This is a genomic window from Pseudomonas sp. BSw22131, from assembly GCF_026810445.1.
Lineage (GTDB): Bacteria > Pseudomonadota > Gammaproteobacteria > Pseudomonadales > Pseudomonadaceae > Aquipseudomonas > Aquipseudomonas huanghezhanensis.
This window is the reverse complement of sequence record NZ_CP113949.1, coordinates 5122498-5148479: the sequence shown is the minus strand read 5'-3', so window position 1 is coordinate 5148479 and position 25982 is coordinate 5122498. Positions and strand designations below refer to the sequence as shown.

Sequence of the window (25982 nt, the reverse complement as noted above, 5' to 3'; positions counted from 1 at the left end):
TTTTGAAGAGAAACCGCGCGCTTGAACATCTTTCCGCTACGGGCGGCTGACAAGGCCGCTGGCGATGGCGCCCAGCCTACTCAGGCGCAATCCCCCCACGACCCGCTGCGAGAGCAGGCGCATGAATGGCTCGTGCTCCTGACCAGTGGCCGAGCCACGGCTGCCGACGCCGACGCCCTACGCGCTTGGCGCGCGCACAGCACCGCACACGCCCAGGCCTTCGCCCAGGCCAAGGCCCTGTGGCGCAACCTCGGCACGGCGGCCATCCAGGTGCCGGCCGCGCGCATCAGCCGCCGGGCCTTGCTAGGTGGGGCGGTAGCGGCGTCGGTGGCAGTATGGATAGCGGGGCAGGCGTTGCCAAGTGGCTTGAGTGGCCTGGACGCTGATTTCCGGACCCGGGTCGGTGAGCAACGCGAAGTACAACTGGCAACCGGCGTGACACTCGAGCTGAACACCGAGACCCGCCTCAACCAGCAGGTCACCGCTGCTGGCCAGCAGGATATCGAATTGCTGCAAGGCGAGATCCAGGTGCTGGTGTCGGCCCCGACCAACGTCAGGGTGCAGGCGGGCGGTACCTGGATGGCTGCCCAAAACGCGCGCTTCATGGTGCGCTTGCTAGACGGCGCAGCGTGCGTGTCTTGCCTGGAAGGCGCGGTTCAGGTGCAACTGGGCGGCGGCCAGCACAGCGTGCGACCAGGCCAAACCCTGACCTACCGGGGCGATGAGGTACTCACCAGCGGCACCTTCGACCCCGTCGTGACCGCTGCCTGGACCCACAGTATGCTGGTGTTCAACGACATGCCACTGGCCGAGGTGGTTGCCGAAATCAACCGCTATCGGCCTGGCCGGTTGGTGCTGATCAACAGTCGCCTGGGCCAGCGCAAGGTGCAGGCGCGGCTGAGGCTCGATCAACTTGACAGCTTTGCGGCGTTGATTCGCCAGTCGTACGGCGCCACCTGTACCGAGCTGCCGGGTGGCGTGATCATCATCAGTTGAAAATCGCTCAGGGTACGGGGTCGCCCAAGGGGCCGAACACCCGCCGATAGGGCTCCTGGCCCTGTTCGCCGTTGCGCACAAGTACTACTTCCAGCCCCCGCGGGTTGATGGCCGTTTTCGGGCTCCAGCGCACCCAACCCTTGCCGTCGCGCCATACTCGCAGGCGCAGCGCCGTCACCCGGTCCAGCACCGCGATGGCCGTGGCGGGCTCGCCCAGCGGCAGGCGCGCATCGCCAGCGGAGGCGGCCCGATACAGCACGCCATCCTGCAACCACCATTGCACCTGCTGCAGGGTCCCATCCAGTGCCGGCGCGCTACGTACCAGCCGCAGCCGGCCGTTTTCCGGTGTGCCTTGCAGGCGCAGTACTTGCGCCAGTGGCTTGGGCACCGGTGGCTCGGCGGGCAGGGCAGGTGAATCCAGTTCGGTGGTCACCCGCATGGCGATATCGCGGTCCAACTGGTTGAGCACGCGCCACAGCTGCGCATTGTCCTGCTCGATGGCCTGCAGGTGTTGATCGGTGCGGGTGATGCTGTCCAGGCCGCGCCACGCGATGATGCTCATCAGCGCCATCAGCAGCAGAGCGACCATCACTTCGATCAACGTGAAGCCCCGCTGTGGGCAGTTCATTGCACCGTCACCGCGCCGTTGGCATGGCGCACCACCGAGACTCGGTTGGCGCCATCGGACAGTTCGATCCTAAGTGGTGTGCTGATCCATTCGGCGTCCAGCAGCACCACTTGCTGCGGGCTGACCTGCACCTGCAACGCTGCGTTTTCCCAATGTTGGGGTTTGAGCAGCGGGTCGCGGATGAAGTTGTCGTTGCGCTCGCGAATGAACTGGTAGCCGCGGCCGTCGAAGTACCAGCGTATTGGCCGGCCGTCGGCGTGCACCACACTCTGTGCGGCCTGCAATGCGAGGGCTAGGCGCCAGGCCTCTTCGCGCAAGGGCCGGTCGCCTGCTGCGCCGAGGCTAAGGGTGATAGCCGCGGTGGCGATGCCGATGATCACCAGAACCACCATCACTTCGATCAAGGTAAAGGCTGCCTGTCGGGCTTTGCTCATGCTCTGGTTTCTCTGACACAAAAACGTGAAATTGCCCGAGTACGATGTCAATTCGTCCAACCGGGAGTGCTGGCCATGCTGTCTTTGATGCGTTTCGCCGATCCTCGCGCATTGCAGGTCGTGGGGCTGCTCGCCGTGGTTGCCGGGGTCTGGACCTGGGCGCAGCTGCTGGGCGATCCGCCCTCGCTGGCGGTCGCTGCGGCGGCGCCGCTGCCCGCCGCCAGCAGCCTGGCCGGGCAGTGGTTCGACGAACGTGCCGCACCGCTGGACATCAAGGTGTCCGGCTTGCTGGCCACCCAGCGCGGTGCTGTCGCCATCCTCAGCGTCAATGACAAGCCCGCGCGGCCGTTCATGGTCGGTGAGAGCCTGGCTCCGCAGGTCAAGCTGGTGCAGGTGGAGGCTACGCAGATTACCGTCGACCGCGCTGGCGAGCGGCAGCACATCGCCATTCGCCGAGTCCTTCCCGCGCTCCAACTGCCCACCCTAAGCGCCCCGCCGCGCTGAAGCTTCAATGGCCCGCGACCGCGCTGGCCGACGCTAACGGACGTTGCTCGACCAGCGTCTCCAATTGCGCCAGCGGCCAGTCCGGCTGCAGCGCCGCGCTCACTACCACCTGCACGCGCAGCACGCCTGGCAGCGGCGACGGGCTGACCAACTGATGGCAGCGCAGTCGCAAGCGCCCCTCGTCACACGCGACCTGCGCCTGCCCACTGGCCAGGCTGCCCTGCAAGCGCAGTTCCCCCAGGCGACTCTGTGCTGCCAGCAGCGCCAGCGCACGGTCGTGCAGCATGCCGCTGTTCTGAGTCATCACCGCGCTGGCGCGAGCCACCGCCGCTAGGGCGATAGCGACAATGGCCAGGGCCACCAATACCTCTATCAGGGTAAAGCCCGCTTGCGCGCGGGCGACGACAGGGAGTTTGCGCATGACGACCGACCGCTTCGCGAAGAGTGCCCAGCCTAGCCCGCGCTTCTGAAGGTTTGGCGACCAAAGCTCCCGAGCATTTTCAATACCGGTGACACACCAAGTTGCCACACTGCGCGGCGATTCGGACTTGCCAAGGATATCGATCATGGACGTTTTGCCAGCTGTTCCTCGCTCCCACCACCAGTCGGGTTTTACCCTGATAGAAATCATGGTGGTTGTGGTGATTCTCGGCGTGCTCGCCGCCATCGTCGTGCCGAAAGTGCTCGACCGCCCGGATCAGGCCCGCGCCACCGCCGCGCGCCAGGACATCTCCGGCCTGATGCAGGCGCTCAAGCTCTATCGGCTGGACCACGGCAGCTATCCCACTAGCGCCCAGGGCCTGAAAGTCCTGGCCGCCGCCCCTGGCAAGGCCGGTGGTCGTGCCTACCTTGAGCGCCTGCCTAACGATCCCTGGGGCCACCCGTACCACTACCTGAACCCGGGCACCAATGGCGAAGTCGACGTGTTTTCCCTGGGCGGCGATGGCCAGCCGGACGGCGAGGGCGCCAATGCCGACATCGGCTCCTGGCAGCTCTAGACTATGCGCCAGCCAATTTCATCCCGGGCCGCCATGAGCGGCACAGCCATTATCGCTGCACTGGTCATCGCCACCGCCGTGGCGGTGATCGCCGGCGCCATGATCGCCCGCCAGAGCGTCGCCACCCGCAGCCTTGAAACCGCCCAGCAGCGTGCCCAGAGCAGTGCCGACCTGCAAGCCCTAGTCGCCTGGGGGCGCCAAGTGCTGGACGACGACCGTCAGCGTGACGTGCTCACCCGGCTCGACCAGCCCTGGGCGAAGCCGCTGCACGCCGTATCGGCGCAAACCCTGAGCGGCACCGTCAGCGGCTGGATCGACGACGAGCAGGGCAAGTACAACCTGGCGAACCTGGTCAGCAATGGCCGCCCCGACGCCGACGAGATCGCCTCCTTCCGCCGCCTTTGCTCCAGCTTGGGCGTACGTGTGCGGGCCGCCGATTCAATCATCGCGCGGGTCATTGGCAGCCATGACCTGCTGCCGACCCCCACCCGTGCTACCGCCCCAGTCAACAGCTTCGAAAGTGGCCGGGCCACCTCCGCCGCCTCGGCCCCTGCGCCGATCCGCGCCACGCTGCCGATGCTGCACGGCCTAGAAGACCTACGCAGTGTCAAGGATGTAGATGCGCGCAGCCTGGACGCGCTGCGCGACTACATTACCTTCCTGCCCGCCACCACTTGGGTCAACGGCAATACCGCCAGCGCCGAGGTCTTGGCCGCACAGGTTCCGGGCCTGTCGCCAGGCCACGTGCAAGCCTTGATCGCCGAGCGCGACCACGGTCGCTGGTTCATCAACCGTGGCGACTTCACCAACCGTCTGGGCGTGGCGACCCTGGATGAACAGCAGGTGCGGGTTGGTATCACCAGCGACTGGTTCCGGGTCAACGGCCTGGTGCGCCGCGGCGGTCAGGTACTGCGCCTGCAGGCGCTGTTGCACCGCGACGAGCTGAAGCCGACTCGTCTGATCTGGGAGCGCATAGGCTCATGATCATCCAAGGCTTGCGGGTCGCCTTGCCGCCATTGGCCAGCCTGCATCGGGATAGCTCGGTACAGGTCTTCGAAGCCAGCCGTGGCGGGGGCGGGGTACTGCTGATGACGCTCAGCCTGGCCACTTTGGCCGCCCATTTGCAGCGCACGAAGAGGGCCGGGGCGCGCAAAGCCGCCGTGCATTGCCTGCTACACCCCGATGACAGCCTGCTCGCCAGCCTGACGCTGCCGCCATTGTCGGCGCCACGCCTGGAGGCGGCCGTGCGCTATGCCGCGCAGGCGTTCATTCTCGGGCCGGTAGAGCAGTTTCATATCGCCCATGGCCCGCGCGAGGCCGACGGCCAGGTGATGCTGGCCTGGCTGGAGCGCATCCGCTTGCAGCGCTTGCTGGCGCTATTGCACGACTGCCAGTTGCGGCTGGCTGGCGTGTACCCGGCGCCCTATGGGTTGCCCCTGCCCGCCGACGGTACCTGCGAGGTGGCGCAGCGTGACTATTACCTGTTGGAGCGCAGCGGTGCCCATCAGGCCCGGGTCGAGCCGCGGCTGCCCGCCGATACGCTGCTTTGTGCGGCTAGCCTCGACGGCCCGCTGCCCACTTGGAGCCTGCACGGGCGTCTGGCCCATGGTACAGCCACTGAAGGCTGGGGCCGCGCGCTGGCTTGCTGTGCGCTGGCCGCGGTGGTGTGGCTGGTAGGCGTTAACCTCTACGCCCGGCAGCTGACCCACCAGGGCATTGCGCTGCGCCAGCAAATGAATGCCCAGGTGCGCCAGGCGTTTCCCGGCCTCGACGTCGTACTCAACCCACTGCAACAGGCCCGCCAGCAAATACAGGCGGGCAGCGGCACGGCGCTGCAGGACCCGGGCCGACGCTTCGCCGCGTTGCTGGAACAGAGCGCCGACGCCATGCCGTTTCTGGCTGGGGCGGTGCAGACCCTGGCCTTCAGCGACGGCGAGCTGCACATCACCCTGGCCGAAGGCTACCGCACGCCTACTGACGGCCCCTGGCAGGCGCAACTGGTCAAGCAGGGGGTCGAAGCGTTGCCGACCAATGAGGGCTGGACGCTGCGCGCGCTGGCGCTGGCCAGCGGCGATGGCGCCCCGGGCGATGCGGCGGACGATCCCCCGCCACCCCGCATCGACCCCAGCGGAGCCACGCCATGAGCGCCAAGGCCCACTTGCGCCAACTTGGCCAACTCGGCCAACGCCGCGCCAAGGCCAAGGCTGCCTGGCGCAGCCTGTCGCACCGCGACCAACGCCTGATGTTGGCCATGGGCGCCTTTCTGTTGGCCATGCTGGTGTGGCTTGGCGGCGTGAAACCGGCGCTGCGCAGCATTGACCACTGGGAGCGGGAACTGCCACGCCTGCGCTCCCAGGCGGCGGCCCTGCAAAGCCTGCTGGCCGGCGTGCAGGTCCCCCCGGCCGGCGCCGATGTCGCCGAGGCGCTGCGCGAAAGCCTCGACAACCAAGGCCTGCGAGGGCACTACCAACTCGGTGGCGACGCCCGCACTTGGCGCCTGCAATTCGACGAAGCTCCCGCCAGCGCCACCCTGGCCTGGCTGCGGCAATGCGGCCAGCGTTTCAACCTGAATATCAGCGAGGCGCAACTGCTGCGCGCCAGCAGCGACACCCGCAGTACCGATGCAGGCCCGCAAGGTTCGATCGAAGGTCGGCTCTCAGGCTTTGTCCGCATGGAACAGGCGCCAGGCGCTAAGGAAGCTTCATGACGTATTCAGGATCGTTCCCCCGGCTGCGACGCTTGCCGGCCGTGGCACCCTTCGCCTTGTTGGCGCTGCTGGCCGCCTGCAGCAGCGAACCGCCGCGGCAAGGTCTGCAGGTGACTACTTCCAGCGACCTTGGCCGGCCACTGCTGCCGCCCGGCGCAGTCGATACCCAGCGCGACCGCCAGCGCCTGCAAGCTGAGGCCATCCAGCAACAACGCCAGCCACCGCAGTTGCATGCCATTCGTACGCCGGCGCGGGCCAACGCCGGCACCCAGGCCGCCGCCAGCAACCCGCTGGGTAACCAGCCGGTCAAGCTCAACTTCGTGGATGCCGACATCCAGGCCGTGGTGCGCGGCTTGTCTCGCGCCACCGGCCATGAGTTCCTGGTCGACCCGCGGGTCAAGGGCCAGCTGACCTTGGTGGCCGAAACCGAAGTGCCAGCGGCGCGCGCCTACGACATGCTACTGGCCGCCTTGCGCATGCAGGGCTTCACCGTGGTCGACGTCGGCGGCGTCAGCCAGGTGGTGCCCGAGGCTGATGCCAAGCTGCTGGCCGGCCCGGTATACGGCGCCGACAAGCCCGCCACCGGTGGCATGATCACCCGCACCTTTCGCCTGCAGTACGAAAACGCCGTGAACCTGATTCCGGTGCTGCGGCCCATGGTCGCCAGCAACAATCCGATCAACGCCTACCCCGGCAACAACACCATCGTCGTCACCGACTATTCCGACAACCTGGACCGCGTCGCCACCGTCATCGCCGGCATCGACACCCCGGGCGCCCTCGACACCGACGTGGTGCAGGTGCGCAACGGTATCGCCAGCGACATCGCCACCCTGGTCACCCAGCTTCTGGAGAGCCAGGGCGCCGCCGACCCCACTCAGAAAATTTCCGTGGTCGGCGACCCCCGCTCCAACACGGTGATCATTCGCGCGGGCAGCCCCGAGCGCACCGACATCGCCCGCCAGTTGATCTACAAACTCGACAACGCCCAGGCCGGCGCCGGCAACTTCCACGTGGTGTACCTGCGCAACGCCCAGGCCGGCAAACTGGCGGCTACCCTGCGCGGCATGCTCACTGGCGAGCGTGACAGCGAAAACGGGGGCGACAACGCTCGCTCGATCCTCAACGGCAGCAACAACGCCGCAAGTACCCAGGGCGGCACTGGCACCAGCAGCAGTAACTCCAGCACGGGCACCTCCAGCGGCCTCAGCACCAGTGGTTCCAAAAGCTACGGCCTGGGCGCCAGCCAGGCCGGGCAGGGCGCCAATGGCCAAGGTAGCACCGAAAACTTGGCGTTCTCGGCCAACGGCGTGACCGTGCAGGCCGACGCCACCACCAACACCCTCCTGATCTCGGCCCCGGACCCGATGTACCGGAGCCTGCGCGAAGTCATCGACCTGCTCGACCAGCGCCGTGCCCAAGTGGTGATCGAAAGCCTGATCGTCGAAGTGGGGGAAGACCAGGCCAACGAATTCGGTGTGCAATGGCAAGCCGGCAACCTCGCCGGCAGCGGCGGTTTCGGCGGCGCCAAACTGGGCGGCTCAGGTCTGGCCACCAGCGCCAGCAGCACCCTCGACGCCTTGCCGGCGGGCCTCAGCCTGGGCGTGGTGCGCGGTACCGTGACCTTGCCGGGCATCGGCGCGGTCACCGACCTCAAGGTGCTGGCCCGCGCGCTGGAAAGCAAAAGCGGCACCAACGTACTGTCCACGCCCAACCTGCTGACGCTTGATAACGAACTGGCGAGCATTTTCGTCGGCCAGACCATCCCCTTCGTCAGCGGCTCCTACGTGACCACCGGCAGCAGCGGCAGCAGCAACCCGTTCCAGACGATCACCCGCGAAGAAGTCGGCCTCAAACTCAACGTGCGCCCGCAGATTTCCGAAGGAGGGACGGTCAAGCTGGATATCTACCAGGAAGTCAGCAGCGTCGACAGCACTGCCAACAATACCGCCGGTACCGTCACCAACAAACGCGCCATCGACACCAGCATCCTCCTCGACGACGGCCAGATCATGGTGCTCGGCGGCCTGCTGCAAGACAGCTTCACCCAGACTGCCGACGCCATTCCCGGTCTCTCGCGCATTCCCGTGCTCGGCGCGCTGTTCCGCCACGACCGCCGCGCCACCGCTAAGACCAACCTCATGGTATTTCTGCGCCCCTATATCATTCGGGACCCGGACATGGGCCGCAACATCACCCTCAACCGCTACAACTTCATCCGCAACGCCCAGGGCGCCGTGCAGCCGAGCCACAACTGGGCCTTGCCCGACGACATCAACGCCGCGCAACTGCCCGACGACCGCCAGGCCATGCCGGGCGCACTGCCGTCCGGCGCCGGGTTACCCGCCAACGTCACGCCGCGTGCCGCGATTCGCGCGGTGCCGCAATGAGTGCACTGCCTTATGCCTGGGCCAAGGCCCAGCGCATCGTCCTCAGCCAGGGCGAGGCGGGCGCTCGACTCAGCGTATGTCCTTCCACCCCTGGCTGGGCGATCGGCGAAGTGCGTCGCCAGTTCGGCGCGTTGGCCTTCGAGCAACTCAGCGAGCAGGCGCTAGACGAGCGCCTGTCCAGCGCCTACGCCAATACCGGTAGCGCGGCGGCGGTGGTGGGGGAGGCCGAGAACGACGTCGACCTCGACCGCCTGATGCAGGAAATGCCGGAGATCACCGACCTGCTCGATACCCAGGACGACGCCCCGGTAATTCGCATGATCAACGCCTTGTTGACCCAGGCCGCCCAGGACCAGGCCAGCGACATTCACATCGAGGCTTACGAGACCCATTCGGTCGTGCGCTACCGGGTCGATGGCACCTTGCGTGACGTGGTGGCGCCGCGCAAGGCGCTGCACGCCGCGCTTGTGTCGCGGATCAAGATCATGGCCCAGCTCGACATCGCTGAAAAACGCCTGCCCCAGGACGGCCGTATTGCCCTGCGCGTGGCCGGCCGGCCCATCGACGTGCGGGTTTCCAGCGTGCCCACCGGCCATGGCGAACGTATTGTTATGCGCCTGCTGGACAAACAGGCCGGACGCCTGCAGCTGGAGAGCCTGGGCATGGCGCCCGTATTGCTGGCCCAGCTTGACCAGTTGATTCGCCAGCCCCACGGTATCGTGCTGGTCACCGGCCCCACCGGCAGCGGCAAGACCACCAGCCTCTACGCTGCCCTGGCACGGCTGGACGCCAGCACCAGCAATATTCTCACCGTCGAAGACCCGGTCGAATACGACCTGCCCGGCATCAGCCAGATTCAGGTCAATGCCAAGATCGACATGAGCTTCGCCACCGCCCTGCGCGCCATCCTGCGCCAAGACCCGGACATCATCATGATCGGCGAAATCCGCGACCTGGAAACCGCACAGATCGCCGTGCAGGCCTCGCTCACCGGCCACCTGGTGCTGGCCACCCTGCACACCAACGACGCGGTGTCGGCGGTCACCCGGCTCACCGACATGGGGGTCGAGCCCTTTCTGTTGGCCTCGTCGATGCTCGGCGTGCTGGCCCAGCGTCTGGTGCGGCGCCTGTGCCCGCACTGCCGCGTGCCCGACCCGAGCGTGCCAGGCCACTGGCGCCCCACGGGCTGCCCCGTGTGCAACCAGAGCGGTTACAGCGGCCGCACCGGCATTCATGAACTGTTCGTGATCGACGACGCCTTGCGCGGCCTGATCCACCAGGGCGTTGGCGAGCAGGCGCTGCGCCAGGCAGCCCGCGCCGCCGGCATGCGCACGATGCGTGAAGACGGCGACCGCTGGATAGACAGCGGCGCCACTGCCCTCGAAGAGATAGTGCGTGTGACCCGGGACAACTGATGAACCATTACCTGTTCGAAGCCGCCGACGCCCAGGGCCGAATTGAAACCGGCCGCCTCGAGGCCGACAGCGAGCGTGGCGCCATGGGCCAACTGCGCAGCCGTGGCCTTACGCCGCTGCGGGTCGACCTGCAACACGACGCCCGCTCTGGTGGCGGCCGTTTTGCCAGGAAACTCTCTGACGCCGACCTGGACTGGGCCACCCGCCAACTGGCCAGCCTGCTCGGCGCCAGCCTGCCGCTGGAGGCCGCCCTCAGCGCCACGGTCGAGCAGGCCGAGCGCAAGCACATCGCCGACACCCTCAGCGCCGTGCGCAACGACGTGCGCAGCGGTCTGCGGCTGGCCGATGCGCTGGCGGCGCGGCCACGGGACTTTCCCGAGATATACCGAGCGTTGATCGCGGCCGGTGAAGAGTCTGGCGACCTGGCCCAAGTGATGGAGCGCCTGGCCGACTACATCGAAGAGCGTAACGGCCTGAGGGGCAAGATTCTCACAGCCTTCATCTACCCCGGTGTGGTCGGCCTGGTGTCCATTGGCATCGTTATCTTCCTGCTCAGCTATGTCGTGCCCCAGGTGGTCAGCGCTTTTTCCCAGGCGCGCCAGGACCTGCCCGGTCTCACCGTGGCGATGCTGATGGCCAGCGACTTCATCCGCACTTGGGGCTGGCTGTGTTTTATCGCCCTGGTCGGTAGCCTTTGGGGTTGGCGCCTGTATCTGCGCCAGCCGGCCGCGCGGTTGGCCTGGCACAGCCGGATATTGCGCCTGCCGCTGTTCGGTCGTTTCGTGCTGGGCCTCAATACCGCGCGTTTCGCCTCCACCCTGGCGATTCTCGGCGCCGCAGGGGTGCCGATGCTGCGCGCCCTCGAAGCGGCGCGCCAGACGGTTTCCAACCAGCGCCTGAGCCTGGCGGTCAGCGAGGCCACGGCCAAGGTCAAGGAAGGGGTATCGCTGGCGGCGGCGTTGCGCGTGGAGAAGGTCTTTCCGCCGGTGTTGATCCATCTCATCTCCAGCGGCGAAAAGACCGGCTCGCTGCCGCCGATGCTGGAGCGCGCGGCTAACACCCTGTCCAAGGATATCGAGCGGCGGGCCATGGGCATGACCGCATTGCTCGAGCCGTTGATGATCGTGGTCATGGGCGGGGTGGTATTGACCATCGTGCTGGCGGTGCTGCTGCCGATCATCGAGATCAATCAGTTGGTCAAGTGACCACGCGCCTGGTGAGTGAATTCTGCTTCAGCTGTTTCGCCTTGCCGGAAAGGACTCCCGGATGGCTTTGTGCCCAAGCTCGGGATCATGCGTCTGTCATCTTTGCCTGCCGCTTCGACGCCAGCCCTTGGGGGGCAAGGGCTGGCAAAATGGGCTATTGAAAGGCTGTCGTGCAGGGGCTGCCGGGACGCTCGGGAAGCAGCCCGAACACCCGAGGAATTCTCTTGTAAATCAAGTAGATCCTCCCGATGTTTTTTCCTTGGATTGTCACCGTGAATTGCGATCTTTGAGGGGTGGACTCACCCCGCAGACGCCAAAGGGCACATGGGGACGGGCCGCGGCACCATGCAAGAAAGACTTCCTCAATCACGATGACAAAGGAGCAATCTTCATGTTCAAACGTACTCTGATCGCAGCCTCGATGGCTGTGGCGGCACTGGCTTCGGCTCAATCGATGGCAGCGGTAACCGGCGGTGGCGCAACTCTGCCGCTGCCTCTGTACACCACGGCTGGCGTACTGTCCTCTGGCTTCGACACCTACACCGGTGGTGGTAGTGGCGCAGGCAAGACGGCCTTCCTGACCAACACCCCGTCGGCGATCGGCAAGACCGCCAACGTCGACTTCGCCGGTAGCGACTCGGTGCTGACCGCCGCGGAGCTGTCGACCTATGCCTCCGCCCACAACGCTGCCTGGGGGCCGCTGATCCAGGTGCCATCGGTGGGTACTTCGGTTGCCGTGCCGTTCAACAAGGCCGGTGCCACTGCGGTCAACCTGACCACTGCACAACTGTGCGGTGTGTTTGCCGGTACCATCACCAACTGGAGCCAGATCGCCAACTCGGGTTCGGCCGCCCCGATCACTGTGGTCTACCGTGCTGAGAGCAGCGGTACTACCGAGCTGTTCACCCGCTACCTGAACTCCCGGTGCGGCAGCAGTGTTCCTGGTACTTTCGCGGTAACCACCACCTTCTCCGGCAGCTACTCGGGCGGCCTGCCGTCCAACTTCACGCCGGCAACCGGCAGCGACGGTGTATCGGCTGCCTTGAAAGTCGCCGACGGCCGTATCACCTACCTCAGCCCTGACTGGGCCGCCACCAGCGAAGCTGGCCTGGCCGACACGGCTAAGGTCGCTCAGATCAACGGCGCTTCGCCTTCCACGGCTAACGTCAGCGCTGCGGTAGCAACCGTCAGCGCTCCGGCTACCGCCGCTGAACGCGCAGTTCCAGCCAACTGGGCACGTACTTTCGGCACGGGCGGTATCGCCTACCCGACTTCTGGCTACCCGATCATCGGTTTCACCAACCTGATCTTCAGCCAGTGCTACGCCGACAGCACCGACACCTCGCAGGTCCTGGACTTCCTCAACCGTCACTACGGCGTTTCAACCGGCACCAACAACGACGCTTCCATCAAGGCCAACCGTTTCGTGCCGATGTCGGACACCTTCAAGGCTGCCGTACGTAGCTCGTTCACCAGCTCGCTGAGCTCGCTGAGCGTCGGCAGGTCGAACGTTTGCAACGGCATTGGCCGTCCTATGTAAGCCTCTGAGCTTACCCGCGACACCGATCAGCAACGGCCCGCGCCGTTGCTGATTTCCTTCATTCAGGACCTGAACGATGACGGCTTCGGCCCTCGTCGATTTTGCGCTTGTACTGCGTTCTCGTCGCGCTGGAGAGGCCTCGATGAACCTTTGATGACAGCCGTTCGGTCGCGCGCTGCGCCAACTGACTAACTACCAACAGCACTGCGTGCAGCCCAGGCGGCTGTCCGTCAAACGACCAAGGACCCATCGTGATGCCTGCTCGCCAGCCCCTTTCCGTGCACCGTGATCGCCATGCCCGCTCAGCCATGCCCAGTTACTCGCAACCGGGCCTGTGGCGGCTCAAGCCGCTGGTGCAGGCCATGGCACTGTTGCTGGTGGCCGGTACGGCACAGGCGGCACAGCCGTTCAGTGGCGCCTGGTTCACAGCCAAGGGCGCGAACACCGCTAATGCCGGCCGGGCCGGGGCGGCGGGCGGTACGGCAAGCGGCTATGTGCCGCCGCTAGCGCAGCAGCAACGCGCCGATGCCCAGTTGCAGCGCTCGCTGCTCAACCTCAACAACACCGTGGCCGCCATCGCTGCCCAGCAGGCCGCGCAGGCTGCGGGCCGCCAAGCGGCGCTGGCCACGGTGCAAGCGGTGCCCGATGGCCTGGGCGAGGGCGGCCTCAAGGTTGATACCCGCCTGACCCAGGGCTGGCTCAATGCCCAGGCGCCCACGCAAAGCACTGCTGATGGCAAGACCACCGTCAGCGTCAAGCAGACCGCCGACAAGGCGATCCTCAACTGGGAGACTTTCAACGTCGGCCGCAATACCACCGTGGCTTTCGACCAGGGCAGCGACTGGGCGGTGCTCAACCGCATCAACGACCCCACTGCCAGGCCCTCGCAGATCCAGGGCCAGATCACCGGTAACGGCACGGTGATGCTGGTCAACCGCAACGGCATCGTGTTCAGCGGCAGCAGCCAGGTCAACGTGCGCAACCTGGTGGCCGCCGCAGCGACCATCACCGACGGGCAATTCACGAGTGGCGGGCTGTACGTCAACAGTAATGGCACCTTGCCGACCTTCACCGATGCCGCCGGGGCGGTCCTGGTGCAGCAGGGCGCGCAACTGGATACGCTGGCACCCGGCACGTCCACCGGTGGTGGCGGCTACGTCTTGCTGCTGGGCTCGCAGGTCGATAACGCCGGCAGCATCAGCACCCCCAAGGGCCAGGCTACGCTGGCGGCCGGCGACGACTTCTACATTCGCCGCGGCGTCAGCACCAACGGCAACGCCAGTTCGACCACGCGCGGCAACGAGGTGTCGGCCCGCCGCAGCGCGGCCAGCGCCGCCGGGACGGTGACCAACAGCGGCACGATCATGGCCAGCACCGGCGACATCACCCTGACCGGGCACCAGGTCACCCAGGCCGGCGTGGCGGTGGCCAGCACCTCGACCGATATCCGCGGCACCGTCCACCTTCTCAACGCCGCCAGCGACAGCACCGGGAGCGTCACCCTGGGCTCAAACGCCACCACGGCGGTACTGCTCGACAGCGCCTCGGGCAGCGCCCTGGATTCCCAGCGGCTGGCCGGCTACAGCGGCCTGACAGGCGTCAACAACCTGTTGGCCAGCGGCCAGTTCAATAACCTCAGCACGGTGGCTGACCGCACTGATCTCTCCCGGGTCGAGATCGTCAGCGGCGGCACCGTGGACTTTCAAGGCGGCTCGACCACCCTCGCGACGGGTGGGCAGATCGCGGTAAGCGCCGGCCAGCGCAGCCTGGTGCGCGATGGCGCGACCCTGGATGTCTCCGGCGCGATCGGCGTGCAACTGGCAATGTCGTCCAACAGCATACTGGTGAACATCCAGGGCAACGAGCTGCGCGATGCCAGCGGCAACCGCGACGCCGGCAAGTTGTCCAGCAACGACGTGTGGGTCGATACCCGCGACCTGGTGTACGTGCCCGCCGGTACCAACGGCTACGCCACCGACCGCTGGTACACAGCAGGTGGACTGCTGGAGGTCAGCGGCTACCTCGGTACCCAGACCCACAGCGTGGGCGAGTGGATGGCCCAGGGCGGCACCCTGACCTTTACCGGCAACGACGTAGTGACCCAGGCCGGCTCGGTGCTCAACCTTGCGGGCGGCACTCTTGATGTGGAAGGCGGCTACATCCAGCAGACGTGGCTGACCACCGCCAGTGGCCGCTTGTATGAGGTTTCCTCAGCACCCGGCGATATCCTCTACACTGGCATCTACAAGGGCTTCGAAGATGCCAGCGCGCGCTGGGGCCAGGTCGAGTACTTCTACAACCCGCTGATCGCCCCGCGCCAGCGTTACGAGCAGGGCTATACCGTGGGCAGGGACGCCGGCAGCCTGGTGATCGGTACCCGCAACGCGGTGCTGGAAGGCCAGGTGATTGCCGATGTCTACCAAGGCGTGCAGCAGACCACCAGCGCCAATGCCGCGCTGGACGGCTACCAGCAGGCGCAGACTGCCGTGGCCCGTCGCGGGCAGCTGTTGGTGGGCAACTACACCCCGATCTTCAGCAATGGTGTGTTGAAAAGAGTGCTCAGCCCGATGTTGGATCAGGTAGTGATCGGCAACGGCAGCAGCTTTGCAGAGAGTATCGACCTGCTGATGCCGGTCAGCAGCGATCGCACAGGCAGCCTGATGTTGAACGCGCAGGCCCTGAGCGACGCGCAACTGGGCGGCTTGCAGGTCGCTGCGGGAAAAAACATCACGGTGCAATCGGCCTTGAGCCTAGGCGATGGCGGCAGCCTGACGCTATACGCCCCGCAGGTGGACGTGCTCGGCAACCTGGTCGCCCATGGCGGGCAGCTGCGCTTGGGCAACGTCCTCAGCCAGTACGTACTTGACCGCAGTGCCGTGGAAGATGTGCCGCTACTGGCCGCCCGCGGTACGGCCGCGCGAGTGAGCATTGGCGAGGGGGTGCAGGTGGAGGCGACGGGGCGTTGGAGCAATCTGGCGCTGGACTCTGCTGGCAGTTACCTGTTGGCCTCTCGCGACGGTGGTTCGGTGTCGATGCGCAGCAGCGGCGATGTGCGCCTGGGCGCGGGCAGCCTGGTGGACGTGTCCTCCGGTGCGACGCTGCTGGCCAATGGCACGCTCCGGGGCGGTAAAGGGGGGGATCTGCAACTGAGTGCTGCTACTCAGACGGGCCTCAATGCCGCTGTGGGAGACTTGACCTTGGGCGGTGAGTTGCGCGGCGTCGGCGTGAGCGGTGGCGGCACCCTGAGCCTTGCCAGCCGCGAAGTCAGTATCGGTGCGGCGAACATTACCCCCGGCGTGCTGAACCTGGCCAGCGGCTTTTTCGCCAAGGGTTTTGGCGCCTACGCCATTACCGGGGCGCTGGGCCTGGAGGTCGCCGACGGCGCCCAGGTCAGCGTGACCCGGCCGGTGTATCAGCTCAAGGACACGGGTTCGACGCTGGTCACCGGCAATGCCCCTACCGATGCCTTGCAAGTGTGGCTGCCAGACCTGTATCAAACCGATCCCGTCAACGCCGTGTTGAGCCAACGTGGCGGTGCCAGCCTGGCGTTGAGCGCCGGCAATATCAACTCGTTGACCAGCGAAATTGCCGGTACCGCGTTGCAGGTGGGGGCTGGCGCCGTAGTGTCCGTAGACCCGGGCGCTTCCATCGAACTGCGCAGCACCGGCCAGTTGACACTGGACGGCGCGCTCAATGCCTGGGGTGGTAGTGTCACCCTGGGGGCCGTGACGCAACGTACGGCGATCACGCAGAACGTCGTGGCCGCTGGCTCGGGTCGTTCGATCTGGCTGGGCGATCAGGCAGTGATCGACGTCAGTGCTCGCGCTGCCACCGCCATCGACAATCTGGGCCGTACCTATGGCCAGGTCGGCGGCGGCGGCAGCATCGTGATCGGCGGCGTGCTGGATACCGCTGCCGGAACCGCCAGCGCCGCGGATGTGTTCGTGGTCCTGCGCGAAGGTGCGCAGCTCAAGGCTGATGGCGCCCAAGCCAGCCTGTACGTAACAGGTCAGGGCCAGACACTGGTGGCAAGCGATGGCGGCAGCCTCTCGCTGGCATCCAACAATGGCTTGTATCTGGATGGCAATTTCAGCGCCAGGTCGGGCGGTGCCGGGGCGCCGGGAGGGAAGCTGGATATTGCGCTCTGGACCGCCGAGTACTACAAGGCCGATGGCAAGGCAACGGACCGGCCATTGATGCTTCGCGACCTGGTCGTCAGTCAACGCAAGGACAGCGTCGCGCTGGCGGAAAGCCCCGAAGCCGCCGCCGATACCTTGCAGTACGGGCATGCTGCGCTGAGTGCCGCCAGCGTCGCCTCTGGCGGCTTCGATAACCTGAATCTGATGAGCTCGGGGATCATCAGTTTTACCGATGATCTGAGTCTGCAGCTTGGGCAAAGCCTGTCGCTCAGTGCCGCTGCGTTCACCCTCGCCGATTCGGCGTCCGCGCGCAGCCAGGTCAAGCTGTCCGCACCCTATGTATTGTTGTCTAGTGTATTGCCGTCGAAACTATTATTGGACGGGCTGGCGTTCCACACGGATCTTTACGACGCCACCACCAGTTTCAGGGGCAGTGAAGCGACCTTCTCTGTGCAGGCCAATCTCCTCGACATCGCCAAAAAGGTACTCTTTTCTGCGGCTGGCAGCCTTAAGAACCTGGAAGGGACCGTAGCGTTCGATCGCGCGGGTTTCGAACAGGTCAGCTTGACCAGCCAGGGTGACCTACGCTTTCTGGGCGGCGCTTCACTGACGGGAGAATCGATCGGTACAACCACGGTACTCCGCACCCCGCAGGCGTTGGCACTGAACGGCGCGCAGATTTACCCCGGGACCGGCGCCCAAGCCCGCATCGACGTTGGATATATCAGGGGCACGTCGGACTATGATCCGCTGTATGGGCTGACCATTAGCCGTACCACTCCCGATATTCCAGCCATGCCGTACGCGGCACTGGGGGGGCTGACGTTCTATGCCGGTTCCATAGAGCAGGGCGGCGTCGTGCGTGCACCGCTCGGCCAGATCACACTGGGTACGAGTGGTACACAAAGGCTGCAGCTTTTAGCCGGCAGCATTACGTCAGTCAGTGGCGCGGGGCTGCTGATGCCCTATGGCGGAACCGCAGACGGTCAGACCTACCTGTATGACGGTACCGATATCACCGGCGCCGCGTATAGCCAGGCAGCGGTGCGGAATCCAGGTATCACCCTGGCCGGAACTTCGGTGGACGTGGCGTCTGGCGCAACCTTGGACTTGTCCGGCGGTGGCGAGCTGACGGGCGCGAGTTTCATTTCCGGCCGAGGCGGCTCCACCGATGCGCGCCTCGCGCCGCTGATGCAGGTCAACGTCGACGGTTCGTTCACCTTGCCCAGCCTCACCAGCCATCCGGTCTATGCCTTGGTACCCGGTGTGCAGGCGGGGTACGCGCCAGTGGCGGCGGATGCCGGCGCAGGTGACCCGCTGATCGGCCAGCAGATCACCCTGGCGGCCGGCGTGCCTGGCTTGCCAGCAGGTACCTACACGCTGTTGCCCTCCACCTACGCGTTGTTGTCGGGGGCGTTCCGGGTGGAGCTGAGCAGCAATACCTTGGCCGCCAGCACTGGCGCACAGCCATTGCGCAATGGTTCCTGGAGCGCGGCGGGGCAAGTGTCGGTCGCCAATACCGCGCTGCGCGACAGCCTCGCGCAGCGGGTCACGCTAACGCCTGCGGCGACCCTGCGAACCTACTCGCAATACAACGAGACAGGTTACTCGAACTTTCTGGCCGCCAACGCCGCCAAGCTGGGGACCACGCTGGGTGTGATGCCGGCGGATGCCAAGAACCTCACACTGGAATTGAACGTCGGCTCGTCCGGCACCACGCCGATCGGTTTCCATTTCGCCGGTACCGGCTTGTTCGCGGCGGCAAGCGGGGGCAGCGCGGGGACGGCCACGGTGACGGGAGGGGCGGCTATTCAGGTACTGGCGAACACGCAGTCCGAGGTGGGTAACTTCAATGGCGTCAGTGTTGAAGCCGACAGTTTGAACGCGCTGAACGCTGGGGCTTTGATCATTGGCGACAGCGGCGCACTTTACGATGTCATCCTGCGCTCCGGTGCGACCTTGCGGGCACCCGCAGTGGTGTTGCGTACCGGGACAGGGAATATCACCGTGGAGCAGGGCGCGGCCATCAATACCCTGGGGCAAGGGACGGCACCCACCGGTTCGCAGTTCATCAATCTGGCAGGCACCGGTAACGTATTGGCCCTTTCCAACGGTAGCTTGAATCTCGTCTCACCGGGCTCGTCGACTGGTGGCGGCATCTATGTCGGCCTGTGCCCGGCTAGCTCGGGGTGCAGCGGCGACACCAGGTTGTATTCCGAAGGCTCGCTGGTGGCCAGTACCGGCAATACGTTCGAGCTGGACAGCAGTGCCCGCTACGGCACTCGGCATCTCACCCTGGCCCTGAGCAATATCAATATCGGCAGCACCGCCGCGTTGGACGCCGGTGGCAACCAGAATACCGTGCCCAGCGGCCTGACCCTCGACCCGGCCATGCTGCAACGCTTGCTGCGTGGCGACGTCAGCGCTGGCGCACCGGCCTTGGAATCGCTGCAATTCTCCGCCGGCCAGGCGCTGAATTTCTACGGTAGTGCGCAACTGGACACCTACGATTCGGTAACGGGCGCTTCGCTGCTCAGCCAGCTGGTTCTGACCGCGCCTGCCATTTATGGCAGTGGGTCGGCCACCGACCAGGCTTCCATCCATACCGCCGAGCTGGTGTGGAACGGTTCTGCTACGGCGGCGCCAGCTGTCATCAGCGGTGGTGCTGGCACCGGCAGCGGGCAACTGAACGTCAGTGCCGAGCGTATCGTCTTCGGTGCCGCCGATGCACCCTCGAGCAACACCTCTCTGGGCCGCTCGGTGCTCGGCTTCGCCACGGTCAACCTGGCCGCCAGCCAAGTGATCACCAGCAACGCTGCAGGCAGCCTCAGCGTGCACCAGAGCCAGGGCGGATACGTCACGGGCAGTGGCTTCAGCTACAGCGGTGGCGACCTTAACATCAGCACGCCGCTGCTCACTGCGGCGGCGGGATCGGTCAACCGTATAAGCGCCGGTGGCCAGTTGCGGGTCATCGGCTTGCCGGCCAAGGAGGCCAGCGTGGCTGGCGAGGGCGGCAACCTTACGCTGCAGGCCGACAGCATTAGCCTAGACACCACCGTGGTCCTGCCCAGCGGTCGCTTGACCTTGAACGCACGCGGCGACCTGACCCTGGGCGACGGCGCGCAAATTGATCTCTCTGGGCGCCGCCTCGTCTTCAACGACCTGACCAAATACAGCTGGGGCGGTGACGTGGTGCTCAGTAGCCGCGAAGGCAACATCCGCCAGAGCGCTGGTTCGACCCTCAACGTCTCGGCAGTCAACAACCAGGCCGGGAGCATCAGTGCCACCGCGCTGGGGGCTGGCGCCGGGATCGTCGACTTGCAAGGCAGCCTGCTGGGCAGCAGCAGCGGTACTTACGATGCCGGCGGCACTTTGGTGCCTTATGCCAGCGGCGTCCTGACGCTGCGGGCGCAGCAACTGGGCATCGGCGACTTGAGCCAGGCCTTCGACGCCCTCAACCAGCGCCTCAATGCCGGTCAGGTGCTAGGTTCGCGCAGCTTCCAGATCAAGCAGGGCGACCTGGTCATCGCCAACGACCTCAAGGCCAGCGATATCAGCGTGTCGCTGGATGGCGGCAGCCTGCGGGTCAGCGGCACCATAGATGCCAGCGGCGCCGAAGTCGGCAGCATTGCCCTGTCGGCGGCCAATGGCCTGACTATTGACGGCAGCGCGGTGCTGGACGCCCATGGGCGCCTGGTGCGGGTCGACAGCCGCGGGCAGATCATCGCGTCACCCAACCGAGCGATGATCGAACTCAATGCCGGCGCCGGGTTGCTCACCCTCGGCAGTGGCACACGCATGGACCTGCGCTACGGCACCGATACCAGCGCTGCGCCGGCCATGGCCTTGGGCACCGTCGAGCTGTATGCGCCGCGGCTGGGCAGTGCCACCTCCGGTGACATGGCCATCGACGCCAGCGGCGCGCTGACCATCCAGGGTGCGCGTTCGATTGCGGTCAACGGCACCTGGCGTTATACCGATGCGCCGTATGCCCCGGACTTGAGCGCTGACGGCCGCGCTTACCAGTGGATCGACCAGGCCTACCTCAATGGCAAGCACCTCGACAGCCAGGCATTCATCAACGCCGCGCTCGGCAACGGCAACCTGCTCGGCACCCAGCTCGCCGGGCTCTACAACCCGACCTATGCAAGCGTTCTGCACCTGCGCCCGGCGGTGGAAATCGCCAGTGCCACGGCGGACGGCGACTTGGTGGTGCGCGGCGATGTCGACCTGTCTGGCTATCGCTACGCGAGCCTCAACCCGGCCTCGGCGCAGACCAGCGTCTACGGCTCCGGCGAGGCCGGGCAACTGACCCTGCGTGCGGGCGGCAACCTGAGTGTTTACGGCAGCATCAGCGACGGTTTCGCCCCGCCCCCCGCGACCCAGGATGACAATGGTTGGGTCCTGCTGGCTGGCCTGGATTACAACGGCGGAGATACCGTGGTGCCCGCCGCCGGGGTGACCCTGGCGGATGGCACGACCATCCCCGGTGGCCGAACGCTGAATTATGACTTGCCGATCAAGGCGATCACCCTCAGCAGTGGAACCCGGTTGCCTGTCGCCGCGACCCTGTCGGCGGACCTGCTGGTTCCCGCCGGCACAGTGTTGTCGGCGGCCGTGCGCGACAGCGCAGGGGGCCTGCTGTATGCAACTGGCACCTTGCTGAGCACGGCAACGACCTTGCCGGCAGGCACGCAACTGGATGCCGGTAGCGTGCTGAGCGGCAACGCGGCATTGAACGCGTTGGTATGGCCCAAGGGGGTGATCCTGCCCACCGTCGCCGATGCTGTTTCGGCTTCGCAGAATCTGCTGACCCTCAACGGTGACCTGCCACTGGCCAGCGGGTCGATGATTCTTTCCGGCACCAACGTCATATTGCCGGGCGCCGCGGCGTCAGTGGCCTTACGTCCGGAAGTGTCGGGGCGCCAGGGCGCCCTCTGGGCGGCGGCACCGATGCTTGCGCAGGGTTCACAGTCCTGGTCGCTGCGCCTGGTGGCGGGGGCGGACCTGACGGCAGCCGATAGTCGCCTGGTGAGCCCGACGGCCACGCACGGCACGCTGAACCTTGCCGATAGCCACTATGGAACTTTCGGGGTCATCACGACGGCTTATATCCTCAACCAGTTTGGTGCCGACAACGGGCTGGGTGCGGTGGGGGACACCGTCACGCAAAGCGTCTCAGACAGTTTCGGCTACTCGTCGATCGCCCAATTCTGCGCGGATCTGGGCGCCTGCGAGGTATCTGGAAGCTACACAGTCAACCAGTTTGGCGCCGACAACGGGCTGGGCGCAGTGGGCGATACCGTCACCGAAAGTATCGCGGCGGATTTCGGCTATGCGTCCATTTCCCAGTTTTGCGCCGATCTGGGTGCGTGTGATTTTTCGGGCACGATCAGCTATGCCTATGAACCGGGCGGAACTCGCCCCAGCGTAGTGCGCACCGGCACGGGCGATCTGGAGCTGATGAGTGCCGCCGATTTGCGCATGGACTCCCTCTTCGGCGTCTATACGGCGGGCACTTCAGTGGTGCCCACTACAGCCACCGATGCGTACAACTTGCCACGGGCTTTGGCCTCGGGCGGGCTGGTACTTAGTGGTAACAACCAAAGCTACGAGAGCCTGGTGGACGGCGGTAGCGCTAGCGTCTACCGCGCCTGGTACCCGGATTACGGTGGCAATCTCACGCTAGGTGTAGGCGGTGATCTGAGTGGTGCGACGATGAATGTGGGGATCGCCGGCGGCAACCGGCCGGATTCGAACGATGCAGGATACGACTCGACGAACGTTGGCAACTGGCTTTGGCGGCAGGGCAGTGGCGAGGTGCTTGGCGGCAGCGCGGCGCAGGCCGGCGCCTGGTGGATCAACTACGGTACCTACGTTCCGGGTATCACGGGAACGCCTACGAAAAGCGACACCTTTGTAGGGTTCACCGGTTTTGGCACGCTCGGTGGGGGAGATCTGCACGTGTCGGTTGCGGGGGACGCCGGTACGCTCGCGCAAATGGCCGGCAACGCGGTGTCTCCCTATATCAATCCACGCTCGCAGGCACTGGTATTGGCCGTCGGCTCGACGGGCCGTGTTGCCGCCGACGGCAGCGTCACGGTTACGGGCGGCGGCGACCTCACGCTGAGCGTTGCGGGTAGCATCAACCCCTTCAGCACCACCGTTGGCACCGATCAGACCTTGCTGGCGACTGAAAGCGGAGTCGTGACCGACCTGCGTGGCCACCTTCAGGTCGATGCCCAGCAGATCGGCAGCATGGCCGCGCTGACGCCAAGTATTTTCAATACAGCCACCAAACTCACGGTGTACTTGCCTCAGAACAATCCCAGGGTATCGGCCACAGGCGGCTTGACCCTGGTGCCTGGCGACTCTACCGCGGGCGTCAATACCCTTGGCGACCTGGTATTAAGTACGGTCGGCGATGCGGGACGCGCTACCCCCGTCGCCGGGTCGCCTACGACGCTGGGAGACGGCACCAGTGGCTATAGCTGGTTCAGCCTGTGGACGGCCCGTACCGCTGTCGACCTGTTCTCCGCTGGCGGCAACTTGAGCCCGGTCAATGACCAGAGTCCTACCGATCTCGCCGTGGTCTACCCGACGACCTTGCGCGCTATAGCTGCCAACGGAAGTATTTTCTATGGCTACTCGGCCCAGGCGAATCCACAGCCGGCCACAGCCTTGTATCCCTTGGAGTTGGCGCCGTCCGCTACTGGCGAACTGCAATTGCTGGCAGGTGACTCTATCTATGGGCTGGGCATGGGTATCACCCAATCCGGCGCAGCGGCCAGCAGCTTGGCGACGCCGCAGAATCCTGCGTATCTGGCCGGCTCGGTTGACTCCGGCAGCTTCCCGCTTGGCAATGTCTCCAGCGACGCCAGCACCGTTTACATCGGGCGTGGCGCCCTGCCTCTGATCGCCTTCGGCGCCGACGGCGCCTCCAATGATTGGGGCACCAAGCTTGCGCCTTCACGTTTCTATGCACGCTCTGGCGACTTGTTTGGGGTCTCCAGTGGCAGCACCTTGAACTATACGGGCAATGACCTGCGTACAGGCGAGGTGGTCTATATCGCCGGCCGCCCAGTGTGGATGATGGCCGGCCGCGACATCCTGCGCAGTGGCTCGCTGCTGGCCAGCTCGGATGTCAACCCAGGCAATGAGTTTGGGCTTTACAGCCGCACCAACAACCTCTTCGTCAACAGCAGCCCCACCGACGTTTCCATCGTCACCGCCGGTCGCGACATCATCTACAGCTCGTTCAACATCGCCGGCCCCGGCACCCTGGAGATCACCGCCGGGCGCAACTTGCTGATGGAAGACCAGGCGTCGATCACCAGCATCGGCCCGGTGGCGACCGGCGACAGCCGCCCTGGCGCTAGCATTGCGCTGCTGGCCGGTGTTGGCAGCCCGGGTGCGAACTACGGCACCTTGCTCAGCGACTACCTTACGCCCGCCAACCTGGCGGTCAGCGGTACGCCATTGGCTTCGCAGCCCGGCAAGGTCGCCAAGACCTACTACGCCGAGTTGCAAGCCTGGCTGCTGCAGCGCTACGGCTTCAGGGGCAGCGAGTCGGGGGCGTTGAGCTACTTCGCGCAACTGCCGGCCGAACAGCAGCGCATTTTCGCCCGCACGATCTACTTCGCCGAACTCACCGCCGCTGGCCGCGAATACAACCAGGTCGGTGGCGTGCGCCAAGGCAGCTACTTGCGGGGTCGCAACGCCATCGCCGCGTTGTTCCCGACCAAAGACGTAGCGGGCAATACCCTGATGTACAACGGTGATATCTCCCTGTACGGCGCGGCGGGCGTGCACACCAACCTGGGTGGCGGGATCCAGATGCTCACGCCGGGTGGCGGCCAGGTGTTTGGTATCGAAGGCAGCACGCCGCCGGCCAGCGCGGGCATCATCACCCAGGGCGAGGGCGATATTCAGTTGTACTCGCAAGACAGCATCCTGCTGGGCCAGAGCCGCATCATGACCACCTTCGGGGGTTCGATCCTGGCGTGGTCGGCCGAGGGCGACATCAACGCCGGGCGCGGTTCTAAGACCACCGTGGTGTACACGCCGCCACGGCGCATCTATGACAACTTCGGCAACGTTACCCTGTCGCCGACTGTGCCCACCACCGGTGCCGGGATCGCCACGCTCAACCCGATTCCCGAGGTGCCAGCCGGCGATATCGACCTGATCGCGCCGTTGGGTACCGTGGATGCCGGCGAGGCGGGGATTCGGGTATCGGGCAACGTCAACATCGCCGCCCTGCAGGTCGTCAACGCCGCCAACATCCAGGTGCAGGGCGCCTCCCAGGGCGTACCGGTGGTGGCCGCCGTCAACACCAACGCCATTAGCGCCGCCAGCGCGGCGGCGGCCTCGGCCACCGACGCCGCCGAGAATCTCACCCGCCAGCAGCAGAACGCCGCGCGCAAGAACGAGCCTTCGGTGTTCGCGGTCAAGGTCCTGAGCTTTGGCAGCGAGCCGCTGGTGCCCGGCCAGGACGGCGCCAGCCTCATTCCGGCGCAACGCGGCTACGACAGCAGCAGCCCGGTGCAGGTGCTGGGCGCCGGCCAGTTGGACGAACGCGCGCGCCAGCGCCTGACACCACAGGAGCGTGACCAACTGACACTGTAACGGCTGAGAAAGCGGGCCCGAGGGCGACGACTGGCAACGGTCGTCGCCCTTTTTCATGGCGTTATGTGGGCGCTTTGTACCGGGCCTGAAATTTCTCGTGAAGCTTTGGTGACAAAAGTTCGGTGCCTTTGTCCGACCCCCGCCTTGGGTATGTAACGCCAAGCAGAAGGCGCCGGAATGTGACCAAGGATAAGGGAGAGGAGGGGATGGGCAGTATGGAACGCTACGCAAAAGTCGGCATGCAGGAACTCGATCAGCGTTTGTCGAAGGTCGTGGAGGCCGCGCGCAAGCGTCCTGTGTCGGTGTACCGCTACGGCGCGCCCTTGGTGTGGATCGTGTCCCAGGAGGATTGGCAATGCGCGCTCAAGGAAGTCAGCAGCTTTATCCCGCCCAACCAT

14 protein-coding genes are annotated in these 25982 nt (G+C 65.6%); 11 read left to right on the top strand and 3 right to left on the bottom strand.

The window, feature by feature from the left end; all coding sequences use genetic code 11:
• Positions 1–21 precede the first annotated feature (21 nt).
• The gene (locus OYW20_RS23190; RefSeq protein WP_408005434.1) at positions 22–996 is read left to right on the top strand and encodes a FecR family protein; all 975 of its coding nucleotides are present in this window, start codon (positions 22–24) and stop codon (positions 994–996) included.
• 7 nt (positions 997–1003) lie between these two features.
• Here OYW20_RS23190 and OYW20_RS23185 read toward each other — a convergent pair whose 3' ends face one another.
• On the bottom strand, positions 1004–1624 hold the full coding sequence (locus OYW20_RS23185) for a type II secretion system protein GspJ (protein ID WP_268798222.1): 621 nt from the start codon (positions 1622–1624) through the stop codon (positions 1004–1006).
• A complete protein-coding gene (locus OYW20_RS23180; protein ID WP_268798221.1) occupies positions 1621–2058 on the bottom strand; it encodes a prepilin-type N-terminal cleavage/methylation domain-containing protein in 438 nt (145 codons plus the stop codon). The genes OYW20_RS23185 and OYW20_RS23180 overlap by 4 nt, the downstream gene beginning before the upstream one ends.
• A gap of 75 nt (positions 2059–2133) precedes the next feature.
• On the opposite strand from OYW20_RS23180, the gene OYW20_RS23175 reads away from it, so the two are divergent.
• Positions 2134–2562, top strand: coding sequence for a type II secretion system protein N (locus OYW20_RS23175; RefSeq protein ID WP_268798220.1), 429 nt, complete (start codon positions 2134–2136; stop codon positions 2560–2562).
• A 4-nt stretch (positions 2563–2566) separates the two neighbouring features.
• Here the strand turns inward: OYW20_RS23175 and gspI are convergent, their stop codons facing one another.
• Positions 2567–2983, bottom strand: a complete 417-nt coding sequence (gspI, locus tag OYW20_RS23170) for a type II secretion system minor pseudopilin GspI (RefSeq protein ID WP_268798219.1) — start codon at positions 2981–2983, stop codon at positions 2567–2569.
• Positions 2984–3128: 145 nt separating this feature from the next.
• Here gspI and gspG point away from each other — a divergent pair, with 145 nt between their 5' ends.
• The 9 genes from gspG to OYW20_RS23125 all read left to right on the top strand — a co-directional run bounded on the left by gspG (position 3129) and on the right by OYW20_RS23125 (position 25584).
• On the top strand, positions 3129–3560 hold the full coding sequence (gene gspG, locus OYW20_RS23165; protein ID WP_268798218.1) for a type II secretion system major pseudopilin GspG: 432 nt from the start codon (positions 3129–3131) through the stop codon (positions 3558–3560).
• 33 nt (positions 3561–3593) lie between these two features.
• A complete protein-coding gene (gene gspK / locus OYW20_RS23160; protein ID WP_268798217.1) occupies positions 3594–4544 on the top strand; it encodes a type II secretion system minor pseudopilin GspK in 951 nt (316 codons plus the stop codon).
• Positions 4541–5704 (top strand): type II secretion system protein GspL, encoded by a 1164-nt coding sequence (gene gspL, locus OYW20_RS23155; RefSeq protein WP_268798216.1) that lies wholly within the window; start codon positions 4541–4543, stop codon positions 5702–5704. Before gspK ends, gspL begins: the two co-directional genes overlap by 4 nt.
• Positions 5701–6267, top strand: coding sequence for a type II secretion system protein GspM (gspM, locus tag OYW20_RS23150; protein ID WP_268798215.1), 567 nt, complete (start codon positions 5701–5703; stop codon positions 6265–6267). Before gspL ends, gspM begins: the two co-directional genes overlap by 4 nt.
• Entirely contained in the window at positions 6264–8657 is a 2394-nt protein-coding gene (gene gspD, locus OYW20_RS23145) for a type II secretion system secretin GspD (protein WP_268798214.1), read from the top strand. Before gspM ends, gspD begins: the two co-directional genes overlap by 4 nt.
• A complete protein-coding gene (gspE, locus tag OYW20_RS23140) occupies positions 8654–10072 on the top strand; it encodes a type II secretion system ATPase GspE (RefSeq protein ID WP_268798213.1) in 1419 nt (472 codons plus the stop codon). The genes gspD and gspE overlap by 4 nt, the downstream gene beginning before the upstream one ends.
• Positions 10072–11277, top strand: coding sequence for a type II secretion system inner membrane protein GspF (gspF, locus tag OYW20_RS23135; protein ID WP_268798212.1), 1206 nt, complete (start codon positions 10072–10074; stop codon positions 11275–11277). Before gspE ends, gspF begins: the two co-directional genes overlap by 1 nt.
• A 391-nt stretch (positions 11278–11668) precedes the next feature.
• On the top strand, positions 11669–12817 hold the full coding sequence (locus OYW20_RS23130; RefSeq protein ID WP_268798211.1) for a substrate-binding domain-containing protein: 1149 nt from the start codon (positions 11669–11671) through the stop codon (positions 12815–12817).
• 308 nt (positions 12818–13125) lie between these two features.
• On the top strand, positions 13126–25584 hold the full coding sequence (locus tag OYW20_RS23125) for a filamentous haemagglutinin family protein (protein WP_268801215.1): 12459 nt from the start codon (positions 13126–13128) through the stop codon (positions 25582–25584).
• Positions 25585–25982 lie beyond the last annotated feature (398 nt).